This window comes from Micromonospora sp. CNZ285 (assembly GCF_004637285.1).
Window position 1 is genome coordinate 1,187,548 of sequence record NZ_SPQD01000001.1, and the last position, 15,694, is coordinate 1,203,241.

At 70.8% G+C, this 15,694-nt stretch carries 15 protein-coding genes and 1 pseudogene; 11 read left to right on the top strand and 5 right to left on the bottom strand.

Annotation, left to right across the window (positions count from 1 at the left end):
* Positions 1 to 20 precede the first annotated feature (20 nt).
* From CLT75_RS05275 to CLT75_RS05305, 7 genes are all read left to right on the top strand, one after another.
* Positions 21 to 1,112: a ferredoxin reductase gene (locus tag CLT75_RS05275; RefSeq protein WP_135239752.1), complete on the top strand. Its 1,092-nt coding sequence runs from the start codon at positions 21 to 23 to the stop codon at positions 1,110 to 1,112.
* A 14-nt stretch (positions 1,113 to 1,126) separates the two neighbouring features.
* Entirely contained in the window at positions 1,127 to 2,266 is a 1,140-nt protein-coding gene (locus CLT75_RS05280; protein ID WP_135239753.1) for an acyl-CoA desaturase, read from the top strand.
* 169 nt (positions 2,267 to 2,435) lie between these two features.
* On the top strand, positions 2,436 to 3,794 hold the full coding sequence (locus tag CLT75_RS05285; protein ID WP_135239754.1) for a glycosyltransferase family 4 protein: 1,359 nt from the start codon (positions 2,436 to 2,438) through the stop codon (positions 3,792 to 3,794).
* A gap of 231 nt (positions 3,795 to 4,025) precedes the next feature.
* A complete protein-coding gene (locus tag CLT75_RS05290; RefSeq protein WP_135239755.1) occupies positions 4,026 to 5,219 on the top strand; it encodes an alanine--tRNA ligase-related protein in 1,194 nt (397 codons plus the stop codon).
* Between the two features lie 88 nt (positions 5,220 to 5,307).
* On the top strand, positions 5,308 to 6,768 hold the full coding sequence (locus CLT75_RS05295; RefSeq protein ID WP_135239756.1) for an ATP-binding protein: 1,461 nt from the start codon (positions 5,308 to 5,310) through the stop codon (positions 6,766 to 6,768).
* A 16-nt stretch (positions 6,769 to 6,784) separates the two neighbouring features.
* Entirely contained in the window at positions 6,785 to 8,605 is a 1,821-nt protein-coding gene (locus CLT75_RS05300; protein ID WP_135239757.1) for an acyl-CoA dehydrogenase, read from the top strand.
* Between the two features lie 379 nt (positions 8,606 to 8,984).
* Positions 8,985 to 9,764: an IS5/IS1182 family transposase gene (locus CLT75_RS05305; protein WP_030275477.1), complete on the top strand. Its 780-nt coding sequence runs from the start codon at positions 8,985 to 8,987 to the stop codon at positions 9,762 to 9,764.
* Between the two features lie 141 nt (positions 9,765 to 9,905).
* Here CLT75_RS05305 and CLT75_RS05310 read toward each other — a convergent pair whose 3' ends face one another.
* From CLT75_RS05310 to CLT75_RS05330, 5 genes are all read right to left on the bottom strand, one after another.
* Positions 9,906 to 11,090: a hypothetical protein gene (locus tag CLT75_RS05310; protein ID WP_135239758.1), complete on the bottom strand. Its 1,185-nt coding sequence runs from the start codon at positions 11,088 to 11,090 to the stop codon at positions 9,906 to 9,908.
* Positions 11,087 to 11,488 carry a polysaccharide biosynthesis C-terminal domain-containing protein gene (locus CLT75_RS05315; protein WP_135239759.1) on the bottom strand — a complete coding sequence of 134 codons (402 nt, stop codon included), beginning with the start codon at positions 11,486 to 11,488 and terminating at the stop codon, positions 11,087 to 11,089. Before CLT75_RS05315 ends, CLT75_RS05310 begins: the two co-directional genes overlap by 4 nt.
* A 410-nt stretch (positions 11,489 to 11,898) precedes the next feature.
* Positions 11,899 to 12,471, bottom strand: a complete 573-nt coding sequence (locus CLT75_RS05320) for an HD domain-containing protein (protein WP_135239760.1) — start codon at positions 12,469 to 12,471, stop codon at positions 11,899 to 11,901.
* Between the two features lie 57 nt (positions 12,472 to 12,528).
* Positions 12,529 to 13,131, bottom strand: coding sequence for a UTRA domain-containing protein (locus CLT75_RS05325; RefSeq protein ID WP_135239761.1), 603 nt, complete (start codon positions 13,129 to 13,131; stop codon positions 12,529 to 12,531).
* Positions 13,092 to 13,271, bottom strand: coding sequence for a winged helix-turn-helix domain-containing protein (locus tag CLT75_RS05330; RefSeq protein ID WP_135239762.1), 180 nt, complete (start codon positions 13,269 to 13,271; stop codon positions 13,092 to 13,094). Before CLT75_RS05330 ends, CLT75_RS05325 begins: the two co-directional genes overlap by 40 nt.
* Before the next feature lie 176 nt (positions 13,272 to 13,447).
* On the opposite strand from CLT75_RS05330, the gene CLT75_RS05335 reads away from it, so the two are divergent.
* The 4 genes and pseudogenes from CLT75_RS05335 to CLT75_RS32540 all read left to right on the top strand — a co-directional run bounded on the left by CLT75_RS05335 (position 13,448) and on the right by CLT75_RS32540 (position 15,688).
* The gene (locus CLT75_RS05335; protein ID WP_135239763.1) at positions 13,448 to 14,638 is read left to right on the top strand and encodes a helix-turn-helix domain-containing protein; all 1,191 of its coding nucleotides are present in this window, start codon (positions 13,448 to 13,450) and stop codon (positions 14,636 to 14,638) included.
* 305 nt (positions 14,639 to 14,943) lie between these two features.
* A pseudogene (locus tag CLT75_RS05340) lies at positions 14,944 to 15,303 on the top strand (hypothetical protein); the annotation flags it as partial.
* Complete coding sequence (locus CLT75_RS05345) at positions 15,300 to 15,518, top strand: hypothetical protein (protein WP_135239764.1); 219 nt, start codon at positions 15,300 to 15,302, stop codon at positions 15,516 to 15,518. The pseudogene CLT75_RS05340 and the gene CLT75_RS05345, both read left to right, overlap by 4 nt.
* On the top strand, positions 15,515 to 15,688 hold the full coding sequence (locus tag CLT75_RS32540) for a hypothetical protein (protein ID WP_167796883.1): 174 nt from the start codon (positions 15,515 to 15,517) through the stop codon (positions 15,686 to 15,688). The genes CLT75_RS05345 and CLT75_RS32540 overlap by 4 nt, the downstream gene beginning before the upstream one ends.
* Positions 15,689 to 15,694 lie beyond the last annotated feature (6 nt).

Consider the following 15,694-nt stretch of genomic DNA (forward strand, 5'->3'; position numbering starts at 1 on the left):
CGGGCGGTCACGCTGGTCATATGACCACAACTGCCTCCCGCCGCCCTCAGAAGGTCACCTTCCGGGACAGGCTGCTGCGGCTGGCCGAGACGGTCACCACGCCCGTGCTGCCGGACGACTACCTCGACCTGATCGCCCCGCTGCGCGCGGGCGCCCCGCTGCGCGGCAAGATCGTCGCGATCCGCCCGGAGACCCGGGACGCGGCCACGCTGGTGATCCAACCCGGCCGCGCCTGGCAGGGCCACACGCCCGGGCAGTACATCCGCCTCGGCGTGGACGTCGACGGGGTGCGGCAGTGGCGCGCGTACTCGCTCACCTCGGCGCCGGACGCCGCGGGCGGCCGGATCTCCGTCACCGTGAAGGCGATCCCGGACGGCAAGGTCAGCAAACATCTCGTACGCCGGCTGCGGCCCGGCACGATCGTGCACCTCGACCAGGCCCAGGGCGAGTTCGTGCTGCCCGCCGCGACGCCCGAGCGCGTCCTGTTCCTCACCGCCGGCAGCGGCATCACCCCGGTCATGGGGATGCTGCGATCCGGGCTGGCCGACCGGGCCGACGTGGTGCTCGTGCACTCGGCGCCGACCCGCGACGACGTCATCTTCGGTAGGGAACTGCGCGCGCTGGCCGAACGCGGCGCGCTGCGGCTGGTCGAGCGGCACACCGACACCGACGGCCTGCTGGACGTCGGCGAACTGGCCGGCCTGGTGCCCGACCACCTCGACCGCGAGACCTGGGCGTGCGGGCCGATCGGCATGCTCGACGCGGTTGAGGGGTACTGGTCCTCGAACGGACTCGTCGAGCGGTTGCACACCGAGCGGTTCCGCCCGACGGTGATCACGCCGGGCGAGGGGGGAACGGTGACCTTCACCGGGGCGGGCGTGACAGTCGAGTCCGACGGCGCCACCACACTGCTCGACGCGGGGGAGAACGCCGGAGTGCTGATGCCTTCCGGGTGCCGGATGGGCATCTGCTTCGGCTGCGTCGTACCGCTGCGCCAGGGAGCTGTCCGCGACCTGCGCAACGGCGACGTCACCACTGCCGTACCGGGGGACGGCGTGCTGGTCCAGACGTGCGTGTCGGCCGCCGCCGGTACCTGCGACATCGATATCTGACAGGAGCCACCCACGTGACCGTGATCCAGAAGAAGGCCGTCAACCCGATCGCCCACCTGAGCGCCGAGGACATCGAGATCATCGGCAAGGAACTGGACGCGATCCGGGACCGGGTCCTCGCCGACCGGGGGGAGCGGGACGCCCGCTACATCCGCAAGGTGGTCAAGACCCAGCGGACACTGGAGATGAGCAGCCGTGCGGTGCTGCTGTTCTCGCTGTTCCCGCCGGCCTGGATCGCCGGCACGGCCGGGCTCACGGTCGCCAAGATCCTGGAGAACATGGAGATCGGGCACAACGTCCTGCACGGCCAGTGGGACTGGATGCGCGACCCGAAGATCCACTCCACCACCTGGGAGTGGGACCACGTCTCCCCGGCCGACCAGTGGAAGCAGTCGCACAACGAGCTGCACCACCGGTACACCAACGTGGTCGGCAAGGACAACGACCTCGGGTACGGCATCATGCGCGTCGACGAGGACCAGCCGTGGCACCCGATGCACCTCGGGCAGCCGCTGTGGAACCTGCTCAACGCGATGTTCTTCGAGTACGGCATCGCCGCGTACGACATGGAGCTGGGCGACCACCTCAAGCAGCGCAGGCTCAAGGACCCCAAGTTCCGGGCCAAGGCCAGGGCCGTCGGGCGCAAGATCCGCCGCCAGGTGCTCAAGGACTACGTGGTGCACCCGCTGCTGTCCGGCCCGTCGTTCCTGTCCACGCTCGCAGCCACGTTCACCGCGAACCTGCTGCGCAACGTGTGGAGCCACTCGGTGATCATGTGCGGGCACTTCCCCAACGGCGTGGAGACGTTCGAGAAGACCTCCATCGACGGCGAGACCCGCGGCGAGTGGTACCTGCGGCAGATGCTCGGCTCGGCCAACATCAGCGGCAGCCGGCTGCTGCACATCATGACCGGCAACCTGTCGTACCAGATCGAGCACCACCTCTTCCCCGACCTGCCCAGCAACCGCTACCAGGAGATCGCCCCGCAGGTGCGGGCGCTGTTCGACAGGTACGGCCTGCACTACACCACCGGCCCGCTGCCCAAGCAGGTCGCCTCCGCGTGGTGGAAGGTCATCCGCCTGTCGCTGCCCAACCGCAAGGACAGCCGGCAGCCGGTCGCCCCGGCCGCGCTGGCCTCCTCCGGTACGGCCTGACCCGCCCGTTCGGTGCACGGCCGGTGAACTTCCACCGGCCGGCACCTGACCACCGCCTGCACAGTCGGCGTCCCCGCAGCTCAGAGGCGTTCTCGCGGCCGTCGTGACGGTCCGGTCCCCCCGTACACTCGCGCCCGTCCGGGCGTACGGGTGAAGGGGTGGAACGCCGATGCGGCGCGACGACACGACGCGGCCCGGCCGGCGCGTGGTCATGCTCGTCGACAACGCGGTCGACGGTGACTCGCGGGTGCAGAAGGCGGCCCGCTCGGCCGCCGACGCCGGCTGGGACGTCACGCTGATCGGCTGCGCCCACGTCGACTCCGAACGCCGCTGGCGGCTCGGCGACGCCGAGGTCCGCGTCCTGCCCCTCGCCGCCGCTCGCGCCACTCCACCGGCCGCCGGCTCCGGCCCGCGGGGCGTGTCCGGGTTGCGGGCTTGGCTGGTGGCCCGGGGCGGGTTGCCGCTGCGCGCGGCCCGGCTGGCTCGCCGGCCCGTGGAGCACGCCCAGGTCCGCTACTGGCGCGCCCGGCTGCGCGACGGGGCCTGGCGGCGGCTGGAGCCGGGGCTCTGGGACTACGAACGGGTCGCCGGACCGGTCGTCGACGACCTGCGCCCCGACCTGATCCACGCGCACGACTTCCGGATGCTCGGCGTGGCCGCCCGCGCGGTGGACCGTGCCCGCGCCGCCGGGCGCGACACCAAGCTGGTCTGGGACGCACACGAGTGGCTGCCCGGCGCGCGGCCCCGCCGCGACAACGCCCGCTGGCTGCCCGCGCACCTCGGCTACGTCCGCGAGTACGTCGGTCACGCCGACGCGGTGGTCACCGTCTCCGGCACGCTCGCCGACCTGCTGGTAGGCGACCACGCCCTGCCCGAGCGCCCCACAGTGATCCTGAACGCCCCGGTCGCCGCCGCCCCCGACACGGACGCCCCCGACCTGCGGGAGCGCTGCGGCCTGCCCGCTGGCACCCCGCTGCTCGTCTACAGCGGGGCGATGGCCGTCCAGCGCGGCGTTGACACGGTGGTCGAGGCGTTGCCGCTGCTGCCCGGCGTACACCTGGCGCTCGTCGTCGCCGACCCGGCCGCCGCCTACGTCCGCCAGGTCGTCGCCCGCGCCGCCCGGCATCAGGTGGGCGACCGGGTGCATGTGCTGCCGTACGTGCCGCACCGCCAGCTCGTCGCGTTCCTCGCCACCGCCGACGTCGGGCTGATCCCGCTGCACCACTGGCCGAATCACGAGATCGCGCTGATCACGAAGTTCTTCGAGTACGCGCACGCGCGGCTGCCGATCGTGGTCAGCGACGTCCGAACCATGGCGGAGACGGTCCGGGCCACCGGGCAGGGGGAGGTGTTCCGCGCCCGCGACGCCGCCGACCTGGCCCGCGCGGTCCGGGCGGTGCTCGCCGACCCGGCCCGCTACCGCGCCGCCTACGAGGGCGAGAACTCCCCGCTCCAGGAATGGACGTGGGAGGCCCAGGCCGAACGCCTGGACGCGCTCTACCGCCGTCTGCTCACCCCCACCCGCTGACGCGTGGGGAAATGCGGTGGGCGGGAGCACGCCGACCGGGCTACCGTCGAGGCATGCAGAACAGGCGCAGCATGACCGCCGCGGCCGCGCGAGCTTCCCGCTCGCCGGTTGCCGCCGCCTGACCTGCCCCACACCCACGCCGGCGACCGGAAACGGTCCGCCGGCGTCGTCGTGTCGACGCCAACGCGCGCGGCGGGCCGCCCGGTCACCCGTACCCGGAAGGCACCCGCCATGACGCCCGACGAGATCACCCGGACGTTCCTCGACCACTACCAGCGGCACGACCATCGGCGTGCGCCGGAGAGTTCGCTCATTCCGCCACCCGGCGACCCGGTGCTGTTCACCACGTCCGGCATGCACCCACTCACGCCGTACCTGCTGGGGCGCCCGCACCCGGACGGACGGCGACTGGCGAACGTGCAGCGGTGCCTGCGCACCACGGACCTGGACGAGGTGGGCGACAGCACCCACCTGACCGTGTTCCAGATGCTCGGCTCGTGGTCGCTCGGCGACTACGACATCGTGACCAGCCTGCGCTGGGGATTCGAACTGCTCACCGACGGGTTCGGCATCCCGGTGGGGAGGCTGCACGCGACGGTGTTCGGCGGCGACGACCGGCTCGGCCCGGACGACACCGCGCGCGACACCTGGACCGCGCTCGGCGTGCCGGTGGAGCCGCTGGGGGAGGACAACTGGTGGTCCAACGGCCCGACCGGTCCCTGCGGGCCGGACTCGGAGATCTTCGTGTGGACCGGCGACGGCCCGCCCACCGGCACACCGAGCGCCGACGCGCGCTGGGTGGAGGTGTGGAACCACGTGCAGATGCGCTACCACAGACACCCCGGCGGCCGGCTCACGCCGCTGCCGCACTCCAGCATCGACACCGGCATGGGCCTGGAACGGCTGGAGATGGTGCTGCGCGGCGACCGGTCCGTGTTCACCGGCGACGGCCTGCGCCGGTGGGTGGACGCGGCGGGGGAGCGGTGGGACCTGCGCGGTGAGGACCTGCGCGTGGTCTCCGACCACCTGCGGTCCGCGGTGGTCGTGCTCGGCGACGGGGTACGCCCCGGCAACACCGGCCGCGGGTACGTGCTGCGGCGGCTGCTGCGCCGCGCGCTGACAGTGCTGTGGCGCGACGACCCGGCGCGCACCCTGGACGACCTGCCACCCCAGGTGTACGCGGACACGCTGCGCCGCTTCCGCCAGCTTCCCGATCCGAGCACGCGGCCGGTCGACGTCGGCTCGCTGCACGCGACGCTGGTGGACGAGGAACGCCGCTTCCGGGGCCTGCTGCGACGCGGACGGCCGCTCGTGGACCGGGTACGGGAGCGCGGTCCGCTGACCGAACGCGACTACCACTGGCTGCACGACACCCACGGGTTGCCCCGTGACCTGGTCGACGGCCTGCTCGCCGAGGCGAGCTGAGCGGTGGCCGCCCGGCCGGGCCGGTGCCAGACTCGGAGGCGGACGCCACGCGAGGGAAGCGGACGCCGCCGCGAGGAGAGGGCTGCCGATGACCGAGGTACGGCCGGACGAGGAGACGGTGCCGCTGCTCGGCGCCGAGGTGCGCATCACCGACGCGGCCGGGCTGCTCGTCGCCGCCACCGACGGGCCGGTGGACCTGCTGGTCGGTGGCGACTTCCCCGCCCCGGTGCGGGAGGTCCGCTGCACCGTGCGCGCCGACACCGCCGCCGAGCCGCCGGTGCACCGCTTCGAGGCGTACCTCCGGGTGGAGGCCGCACCGGCGGGCCTGATCGCCCTCGGGCTGGCCGGGCCGGTCGGCCTGCTGCTCGCCGAGCGGCTGGCCGCCCGCGGCGGCGACGGCCCGGCCGCCGCGGTGGGCCGGATCGCGGCGGAGGCCGGGCGGCGGATCTGGCCGCGGCCGGTCGCCACGCTCGTCGCGCCGCCGCGCGACCCGGCCGGGCGGGAGGTGCTGCGCGCCGCCGAGGAGGCCGGGCTGCGGCCCCGCGTCGACCAGGACAACGGCACGGTACGCATCCGCGCCGACGTACCGAGCGCCGGCGTGGATCCGGTGCACCTGCGGGCGATGCTGGGCCTGCTGCTCCAGGCCGTACGCGAGCTGTCCGGCGACAGCGAGGAGCCGACGGTGCTGCGCGGACGGACGTACCTCGTGGGGCGGCGACCGGTCGCGGCGGCCGGGCCGCGCAGCGCGGCGGTGACCCTCGACCAGGTCGGCGGCCTGCCCGACGTGGTCGCGCGGTTCCGCGAGGTGGCGGTGTCGTTCCGGCACCCGGCGGCGATGGCCCGGTGGGGTGCGCGCCGGCCGCAGGGCATCCTGATGTACGGGCCGCCGGGCACCGGCAAGACGATGCTGGCCCGGGCGCTGGCGAACGAGGTCGGCGCGGACTTCGTGGAGATCCGTACCCCGGAGATCCTGGACAAGTACCTCGGCGGCTCGGAACGCAACATCAAGCGCATCTTCCGGGAGGCACGCCGCTACCGGCGGCCCACTGTGATGCTGTTCGACGAGTTCGACTCGATCATCAGCTACGCGGGTGCCGGCGGCGACGCGGCCAGCCAGGCCGTCAACGCCGTCGCGGGCATCTTCAAGCAGGAGATGAACACGCTGTTCGAGGAGAACCCCGACGTCATCGTGGTCGCCACCACCAACTTCCCGCAGCGCGTGGACGCCTCGCTGATCCGCTCCGGCCGCTTCGACCTGAAGATCGCCATTCCGGCGCCGGACGAGGCCGGACGCGCGGAGATCCTCACCAAGATGGTCCGCGAGCTGATCGACCGGCACGAGCGGCCCGGTTTCCGGATGTTCGCCGACGACCTCGACCCGGCCGCCCTCGCCGCCGACACGGCCGGGCTGACCGGCGCGGACCTGCGGGAGGCGCTGCGGCGGGTGCAACTCGCCAAGGCACTCCGGGAGGCGGCGGAGGGTGCGCCACCGGCTCCGATCGGTCAGGATGACCTGCGGGAGGCCGTCGCCGGGTTGCGCCGCGGCTGACCGGAAGGAGTCCACGTTGTCCTCGTCCGATCTGCTGCTGTCCCGCCGTGACCTCGCGTTCCTGCTGCACGACTGGCTGGACGTGACCCGGCTGACCGAGCGGCCCCGCTACGCCGAGCACTCCCGGGAGACCGTCGACGAGGTGCTGGACCTCGCCGCGCGGGTCGCCGCCGAACGCTTCGCCCCGCACAACCGGGCCGCCGACACCGGCGAGCCCACGTTCGACGGGCAGCGCGTGCGGACCATCCCGCAGGTGAAGGCCGCCCTGGCGGCGTTCGCCGAGACCGGGCTGCTCGCCGCCACCATGGACGAGTCGGTCGGCGGCCTGCAACTGCCGCACACGGTGGCCGCCGCCGCCTTCGCCTGGTTCCAGGCCGCCAACGTGGGCACGTCGGCGTACCCGATGCTCACCCTCGGCAACGCCAACCTGCTGCTCGCCCACGGCAGCGCCGAGCAGATCGACACCTGGGTACGCCCGATGGTCGAGGGCCGGTTCTTCGGCACCATGTGCCTGTCCGAGCCGCAGGCCGGCAGCTCCCTGACCGACCTCACCACCCGGGCCGAGCCGCAGGACGACGGCACGTACCGGATCGTCGGCACCAAGATGTGGATCTCCGGCGGTGACCACGAACTCGCGGAGAACATCGTGCACCTGGTGCTCGCCCGCATCCCCGGCGCGCCGCCCGGCGTGAAGGGCCTGTCGCTGTTCATCGTGCCGAAGGTGCTGCTCGACGACGACGGCAACCTCGGGCCGCGCAACGACGTGGTGCTGGTCGGCCTCAACCACAAGCTCGGCTACCGGGGCACCACCAACACGCTGCTGAACTTCGGCGAGGGCGTGCACCGGCCGTACGGGCGGGCCGGGGCGGTCGGCTACCTGGTGGGGCAGCCGCACCAGGGGCTCGCGGTGATGTTCCACATGATGAACGAGGCGCGCATCGGCATCGGGGCCGGCGCCACGGCGCTCGGCTACACCGCGTACCTGAAGTCCGTCGCGTACGCCCGGCAGCGCCCGCAGGGCCGGCCCGTCACCGACAAGGACCCGACCACACCGCAGGTGCCGATCGTGGCCCACCCCGACGTACGCCGGATGCTGCTGGCGCAGAAGAGCTACGTGGAGGGCGCGCTCGCGCTGGTGCTCTACTGCGGACGACTGCTCGACGAGCAGAAGACCGCGCCCGCCGAGGCCGACCGCGAGCGCGCGCAGCTGCTGCTGGACCTGCTCACCCCGATCACCAAGAGCTGGCCGGCGCAGTGGTGCCTGGCCGCCAACGACCTGGCCATCCAGGTGCACGGCGGGTACGGCTACACCCGCGACTACGACGTCGAGCAGCACTGGCGGGACAACCGGCTCAACGCCATCCACGAGGGCACCCACGGCATCCAGGCGCTGGACCTGCTCGGCCGCAAGGTCACCATGCGCGACGGGGCAGCGCTGGAACTGCTGCTGGAGACCATCCGCGGCACCGTGAGCCGGGCCTGGAAGGCCGAGGGATTCGCCTCGGAGCTGGCCGGTCAGCTCGCCGCCGCGGTGGACCGGATCGCCGTGGTGACGCGGCGGTTGTGGGCCCCTGGTGATCCGGAGCTGGCGCTGGCGAACGCCTCGGTGTACCTGGAAGCGGTCGGACACGTGGTGATCGCGTGGATGTGGCTGGAGCAGGTGCTGGTGGTGGAGGCGCTCGGGTCGCCGGACGCGGCCGAGGGGGAGTTCCTGGCGGGGAAGAGGCAGGCGGCGCGGTACTTCTACCGGTGGGAGTTGCCGAAGGTGGGGGCGCAGTTCGACCTGCTGGAAGGGCTGGACCGGACGACGCTGGACATGCGCGAGAGCTGGTATTGAGCTGCTCGGGGTTGCGTGAGGCCGACGGGTGCCGTCACCACCAGAGCCACTGCGCACCGTGTCGGTGTTGCCGGGTGGTCGGGACGGTGTCGACCACCCCGTTACCGCGATGCCCCTTCGGGGCGTTGCGGCATGCGACTCTCGCGGCCTGGCGCTCCCTGCTGGTCCAGATGGCGTTGACGAACCAACGCGGTGGGCCTCCGCCGCCGACCAGCGACCGCAGGCCGGTTCGCGGGGAACGTGGATCGTCTTTATCCGTACGCGACATGGTCGCCCCCTTTGGGAGCCGCGGGCGCGATGCCTCCGATTGACACAAGCCTAAGGGACGTCTCGTAACCCCGGTGTCTGTCTAGTCAGGACGATCGGTCAGGATCCCTGGGTGCAGGTGATCACCGCAGCCAACCCTGACTGGATCTTCCCGTTCACTGGGCTGCAGCCCGCCCAGTTCTGCAAGCTGGTCCGGCTGGTCGCCGAACGCGGCGGGGACGGCATCGCCGACGGCCGGCCGGGTCGGCAGTGGGCCCTGGATCTCGCCGATCGGGTGCTGCTGGTCGCCACCTACTGGCGCACGAACCTGACCATGCGGCAGATCGGCCCGCTGTTCGGGGTGTCGCACTCCGCAGCGCACCGGGTCATCGACACCCTCGCGCCGCTGCTGGCCCTGGCGCCGGTGCGTAAACGGCCGGTCGAGCAGATCGCCATCGTCGACGGCACCCTGATCCCCACCCGCGATCACCGCCTGGCAGCCCGGAGCAAGAACTACCGGTACTCAACGAACCTGCAGGTCGCCATCGACGCCTCCACCCGCCTGGTCATCGCCGTCGGCGACCCGCAGCCCGGCAACCGCAACGACACCATCGTCTACCGCACCTCCGGCATTGCCGAGAAGCTGGACGGGCGGCCGGTGATGGCCGACGGCGGCTACCGCGGCAACCCCGAGGTGATCATGCCGTACCGCAAGCCCACCGACGGCAGCACACTGCCGGACTGGAAGGAAGCCCTCAACATCGAACACCGCACCGTCCGAGCAGGGGTCGAACACGCCCTGGCCAGGATGAAGTGCTTCAAGATCCTGCGCGACTACCGCCGCGCCGCCCACACATTGACCGACGCCGCTTCCGGCATCGCCAACCTCCACAACATCATCCTCGCCGGCTGACCACCGGCCCCATCCCACGCAACGCCTTCACCCAGTTACGAGACGTCCCTTAGGCTGTGCGTCATGGAAGGAACGGCGGTCGAAAGCTGTTGACCAACAGTCATGCCGACGTGGGCACCCAGCGCTCGGCGCATGACTTCGTCAACGAGTTGCGAAGAGATCCACCATTGCTTTGCGGCTCCGCCGGCTCGGCCTGGTGCCGTTGCTGAACAAGTACGGCCATTGCGGGCCGTCATAGGAGCCGGCCGCCCAGCCGTAGGCCTTCGCTGCGGCGCCACCGAGAAATATTGCCTCGCACGCCACACCGAGAATGTTCAGTGGGCCTTGTTCCTGGACCACTTGCACGGCCGCACCGGTCGCCCCGGCCGCGCCGACCAGAGCCATCAGCCTTGTAAACTGGTTGTCGAATGCCTTGCCGAATCCGCTGCGCTTGGCCTGCCGAAGCTTCTGCGCGACGTCGCGCATCAGCGCGTTGTCGTCGATCGTTGACCCGTGCTGAATCAGCATCTTGTATGTGACGAGCCACTCGATGAGTTCCTTGTGGCCGTCGCCGGCGATGAACTTCGGCAGGCTTGGTTGACCGCGGCATTCGTCGAGCCGCGCCAGTACCCCGAGCAGTTGCTCGGCCAGCGCGTCCGTGGACGCGGATCGCGCCGGAAGGTCCATTTGCGCGCGGGTATGCCCGAACCGGCCAGCGCTCAGAATGTCTAGGAAGCGAGTGTCGGTACGGCTGAGCAGAAACGGCACCTCGGCGTCGGCGTCCTTGACCGCCTGGCCGTGGTTCCAGGCGTCGCGTAGGATCCGGAGCGTCGCGGCCTCCGGGTCCATCTTCTCCCGGGTGATCGCCTCCAGCGTCCCGCCCGGTACGTAGTCTTCCACGTCTGGCCGGTCGAGCACCTCCTGCCAGAAGTCGATCTGTCCCGGGTCGGCGGTTAGCGTTTGCTCCGCCCGCACCTTCCCGAGCTCCTCATCCGCGATGATCACCCGCTTCTCCTCGGCCGGAACGTGCAAATCTTGGATGTACATCCGGTAGATTGCGCCGTCGACCTCGTCGTCCCAGGCTGCGGCGTCCCACTTCCTTGCACGCAGGTCACGGTAGCTGCGGTCCAGTAGCCACTGTTCCCGTCCGACGATGCGCACCTGCCGGTGCTTCAGTAGGTGCAGGAAATCGTCCACCGAGATGCTGCCGTACTCGCGAAGCATCGCACTCGACGGCGCCCACAACACGACCGGTTTGCTGCCAGCTATCAGGCGGTGCAGATTCGCATAGCCCGCCGCTTTATAGTCGCTGATATGACAGAATGTGCGGAAGTCGACCTCGCTCATGTCAATGTCGCCGCCTCGGTGTCCGGGTCGGCCTCGTCGAAAGGCACTGGCGACAAGCCCGCGACGATGAGATTTGCCGTACCGGTGTTGCGGATCGCGTGCGCCACCCCCGGGTGCACCGTCAGGCTGACCCCGCCGGCACCCCGGAAGACCCGCTTCTGCGGTATGCCGCCTGGGGTGCTCCAGTGCAACTCCCACTCGTCCTCGTGCAGCACCACGAGTACCTCGCGCTTGCGCGCGTGGCAATGATTGCCACGAACCGCGCCTGGCCGCACGGTCATGAGATGCACGTCCGCGACTCCGCCGAGCGCATCGAGGGTATTCCCGGGTACGGCGAAGGCGAGTCCCCGCGGGTCACCCGCGTCCGCTCGGCAAGTGACTTCGATGCCGCATGTCATGGACGGACTGTGGCAGTAGCGGTCCGGCCTCCGCAAGCGACCGATCGGGCCGCGTGAGATGTCGATGTATCCGTTGCCAGCAACCGGTCGCCCAGCAGAGTCACTGGTCGGTATCGAGGACATGGCTCGGGCTTGCCCTCAACCTTTGATGCCGCTTCTCGGCAGACACGAGCGTGTCTGCGAGGTCCAGATGTCGCTCCCGTAGTGATCGGGACGTCCACAAGAGCAGTCGGTTCGGGCCGTTGCAGGATCTATGTTAGGCATCTTGTCGCTGCTCGCCGGCAATATTTCGGATAATTCATATCGCAGGATGCTGCGAGAGTTAAGTATGCATTGTCGTCGGCGGATCGGTATATGTGAGACAGGGGATGCGGAAGCTAGATGCGAAGGGCTCGCGTTCGACCTCTGCATCACAGGCGCAGTGGGTTCAGCCACACCATCGGTGAACCGCTGAGGGCAGCGTCTGCAAGACGGTGAGCGGACGTAGTCCGCAGTGCGGCTCGCGAGCTGTCGATCCAGCGCTGCACGTCCGCGACTCCCTGATGCCGGTATTCGACCGCCTGGACGAGGCACTCCAACTTGTCCGCGTCGCGGGCCACGACCGCTTCCAGAGTTTCGCCGGCCTCGTACTCGGCGACGGCAGCGGTGATCACGTCGGCGACCGCGGGCGGGCACGCGGCGACCTGGTCGGCGGTGACGGCGGTGTTGGGCGCAGCGGTGAGGTAGCGCTTGGCGATGTGCGGGATGTCGGTGATCCGGGTCTCCTGCGTGTCGTGCAGGACGCACAAGATCGAGACGCGACCCGGGTCGGCACCCTCCATGGCCGCGAGCATCATGCCGATGAGCGCCGTGCGGAACGAGTGCTCGGCGATCGATTCGGGGTGCTTCACACCGGCGAACCACCAGCCGGTGCGGGCGGCGCGCTTAAGCACGCCCGCTTCGAAGATGAAGCTCATGGCTCCTGCATGAGGATCGTTGCCCATCGGAAGTGCCCTCTCATCCGCCGAGCTTGTCGACATCGCATCCCCCTCGCCAGATTGTCAGTCGATGGGGAGACGGTAGACGAGGTCGTATCGGCCACCTGGTAGCACGATGTCGGCGGTCTCCACCGGCGTGCCGCTCGCGGTGTAGGTCCGCTCGATGGTGTGCACGAACGTGCGGGCCGGCAGGTTGAGCGCCTTGACCTCATCGGCCGTCGCTGATCGAAGGCCGACGCGCTCCACGACCTCGTCGACCCGTACGCCGATGGTGTCCATCCGGGCGACGACGCCCTTGACCTCTCCGTTCTCGGGCCACTCGATCGGAGTGTCCTCGGTGACGGCAAGCGGCTCGTACGACACGGAAAGCTGTATCGGTTCGCCGTCGGCGAGGAAGCGGTACGACGTCCGCATCACTGGCATGCCCGAGGCCGCGACGTCCGCTCCGGTTACGGCCCGACTTCCCCGTTCGCCCGCGACGCGGCCGGTGCCGGCCAGCAGGGCACGTGGGAGCACGACAGCCGACACGAGCAGGCCGATGAACGGATTGCCGCCCGGCTCGGCATCGAGCCGGGAGCGGACCAGCCGGGTGGTGTCTCGGACGTATACGCCGGATCCGGCGCGACCTACACGATGTCCTCGCCCTTCAGCACGGCGACGGCCCACTTGGCGACGGTCCGGCTCACGTCGTACTGGCGCATCAGGCCGGACTCGGACGGCAACTTGGCTCCAGCGGGGAGTTCTCCGGACAGGATCGCGGCACGTAGGTCGGCGGCGATAGCCAAGTAGGCAGGCGGCGTTGGCATGTCGGCGGCACCTCCGATCAGTCCACTCAGTCGATCACAGAGCGTGGGGGAGTAGCAGCTAGGAGCCACCTCGGTGCCGATGCGAATTCGCTGCCACACGTACACTGGCGCACGGGCATGCCGGCTTACCGGCCGGTGCCGGAGTCCCAGCCCTCGTCCTGGGAGGCAGGCGAGACATGGCCAGCAAGGCCGACACGATCGGTGCCCGGATTCGCTACTGGCGGATGCGCCGGGGCGGGATGAGCCAGGCCGTTCTCGCCGGGCTCGCCGGGGTCAGCCAGTCCTACATCTCCCAGGTCGAGTCCGGCCGTAAGACGATCGACAGGCGCTCCACCCTGGTCGCCGTCGCCGCCGCGTTGCAGATCACGGTCGCGGACCTGCTCGGCCAGGGCACCGAGACAGGCGACCCGGCACGTGAGCGCGCGGCGGAATGCGTGCCAGCGATCTGGTCGGCGCTCATCGAGATCGAGGACGGCGAGCGGCGGCCGTCGACACTCAGCCGCGAGGAACTGGCGGCGGGCATCGCACGCAGTGAGCAGCTCCGCCACCGCTCGAACTTCCCGGCCATGGCCCAGATGCTGCCCGGACTGCTGCTGGAGGCCGCCGCAGCGGGCGGACCGGCGCTCGCCCAGGTGGCGTACCAGGCGTCGGCCTGCCTGCGGCACCTCGGGTACCGCCACTTGGCGTTGAACGCGGCGCGGGTGGCGGTGACGGCGGCCGAGGACGTCGAGGAGGCGGCGTGGCTGGGCGCGACCCGCTTCGCGTACGCGCAGAGCCTGCCGATCGAGTCGGCGTCCCTCGCCGCGCGGGCGGCCGATCGGTCGCTCGCGGAGCTTCAGTCCGCCGCCTCCGACGAGCGGGTCCGGCAGATGCTCGGCCAGTTGCACCTGTCGGCGGCTCTGGCCTCGACAGTGAGCGGGCGCCCGGACGTCGCGCGTGACCATCTGACCGAGGCCGCCCGGGAAGCGGCGACCCTTGGCGACCCGGCGGACGGCATGGGGTTCAATGGCTGCGGGTTCGGGCCGACGAACGTGACGCTGTGGGAGATGTCCATCGCCGCCGAGTCCGGCGAGCCCGGCCGGGTGATCGAGCTGTCCCGCACGGTACGGCCGCAGGTGCTGGCAGCGTCGATCCGGCAGATGTCGTACTGGCTCGACCTCGGGCGGGCACTGGCCGATTCCGGTCGCCGGGACAACGAGGCGATCGCGGCGTTCGTGCGCGCGGAGCAGGCCGCGCCGGTGCCGTTCTCCCTCAACCCGCTCGCCCAGGACGCGGTCGTCGCGATGGCGCAGCGAGCCAAGCGGCGGGCCGTGCCGAACGAACTGCGTCTGCTCGCAGGGCGGCTGGGCATCAACCTGGCGGCATAACCAGCGGTAATTTCTCCATCACCATGCGGTCCTAGTGTCCGTTTTCGGGTGAGGAAAAGCCTCATCCTGCCGGGCGCGACGCCGCACTCCCTTGTGAAGTGATCCGTCGCGCCGGAGCGGACGGAGGTGGTGATGGGCGGGCGGAACGGTTGGCGCCGCACGGGCCAGGAGGCGCAGACAGCCGAATGGGAGGCGGCGAAGCGGCGGATCCTCGCGCTGGCTGAATCAGATCACTCGCAGGCAGCGCCCGTTGAGTCGGCAGCGGCCCAAGCGCCGCGCCGGGACGCAGACTTCGTCGCACCCGTCGAGCGGCGCCTGCCGTACGAGGGCTACCTCCTCGCTGTCGCGTCGACGCTCGTACGCCGGCATCGCCCGGCCTGGTCGTGGCGGAAGTGGCGGTGGGTGTGCCGCTGCGGGGCGGACCTGCCGTGCCGGAACCGCCACCGCGTACCGATCAATCGCGGTCACTGGCCGTCGCAGGAGGACCAGTGAGCACAGCGGAACAGGCGATCCTGGCGGTGCACGTACGGGGTCTGGACGGGATGTGCGTCGGTTGCCGGCTGTGGTGGGCGCGGCTGACTCCGTACCCCTGCTGGCAGGTCGCGTGGGCGACCAGCCGGCAGGCGCGCGCGAGCGTCGCCCGTTTTCTGGGGGTGCGCGGGTGAGCACCCACGGGCCGGTGCTGCCGGTCTGGACGTGCGGCGGGTGCGGTGCGCCGTGGCCGTGCGTGACGCGGCGGCGGGAGCTTCTTGCGGAGTACGAGGGTGCGCCGGTGTCGCTGGCGGTGTACCTCGGGGCGCAGCTGGTGCGGGCGACGGCGGACCTGAGCTGGGCGCCGGCGGGGGCGTTGCACCGGCGGTTCCTGGGGTGGGTGCGGTGAGCGTGTTGCGGGCCGGCGACGAGAAGTTCCATTACAGCGACGGGTCGCATCGGTGGACGGCGCCGGATCCGGAGTACGACCAGGAGGTGTGGGAGGAGCAGGTCCGCCAGCACAAGCTGGGTCACCTGCGCAACGAGCGTCCGAGGGTACGCATCCGGCGGATCGTGTGATCCCAG

Coding starts and splice junctions, on each gene's coding strand:
- CLT75_RS05275 (WP_135239752.1), top strand. CDS start 21: ATGACCACAACTGCCTCCCGCCGCCCTCAGAAGGTCACCTTCCGGGAC.
- CLT75_RS05285 (WP_135239754.1), top strand. CDS start 2,436: ATGCGGCGCGACGACACGACGCGGCCCGGCCGGCGCGTGGTCATGCTC.
- CLT75_RS05290 (WP_135239755.1), top strand. CDS start 4,026: ATGACGCCCGACGAGATCACCCGGACGTTCCTCGACCACTACCAGCGG.
- CLT75_RS05295 (WP_135239756.1), top strand. CDS start 5,308: ATGACCGAGGTACGGCCGGACGAGGAGACGGTGCCGCTGCTCGGCGCC.
- CLT75_RS05310 (WP_135239758.1), bottom strand. CDS start 11,090: ATGAGCGAGGTCGACTTCCGCACATTCTGTCATATCAGCGACTATAAA.
- CLT75_RS05315 (WP_135239759.1), bottom strand. CDS start 11,488: ATGACATGCGGCATCGAAGTCACTTGCCGAGCGGACGCGGGTGACCCG.
- CLT75_RS05320 (WP_135239760.1), bottom strand. CDS start 12,471: ATGGGCAACGATCCTCATGCAGGAGCCATGAGCTTCATCTTCGAAGCG.
- CLT75_RS05330 (WP_135239762.1), bottom strand. CDS start 13,271: ATGCCAACGCCGCCTGCCTACTTGGCTATCGCCGCCGACCTACGTGCC.
- CLT75_RS05335 (WP_135239763.1), top strand. CDS start 13,448: ATGGCCAGCAAGGCCGACACGATCGGTGCCCGGATTCGCTACTGGCGG.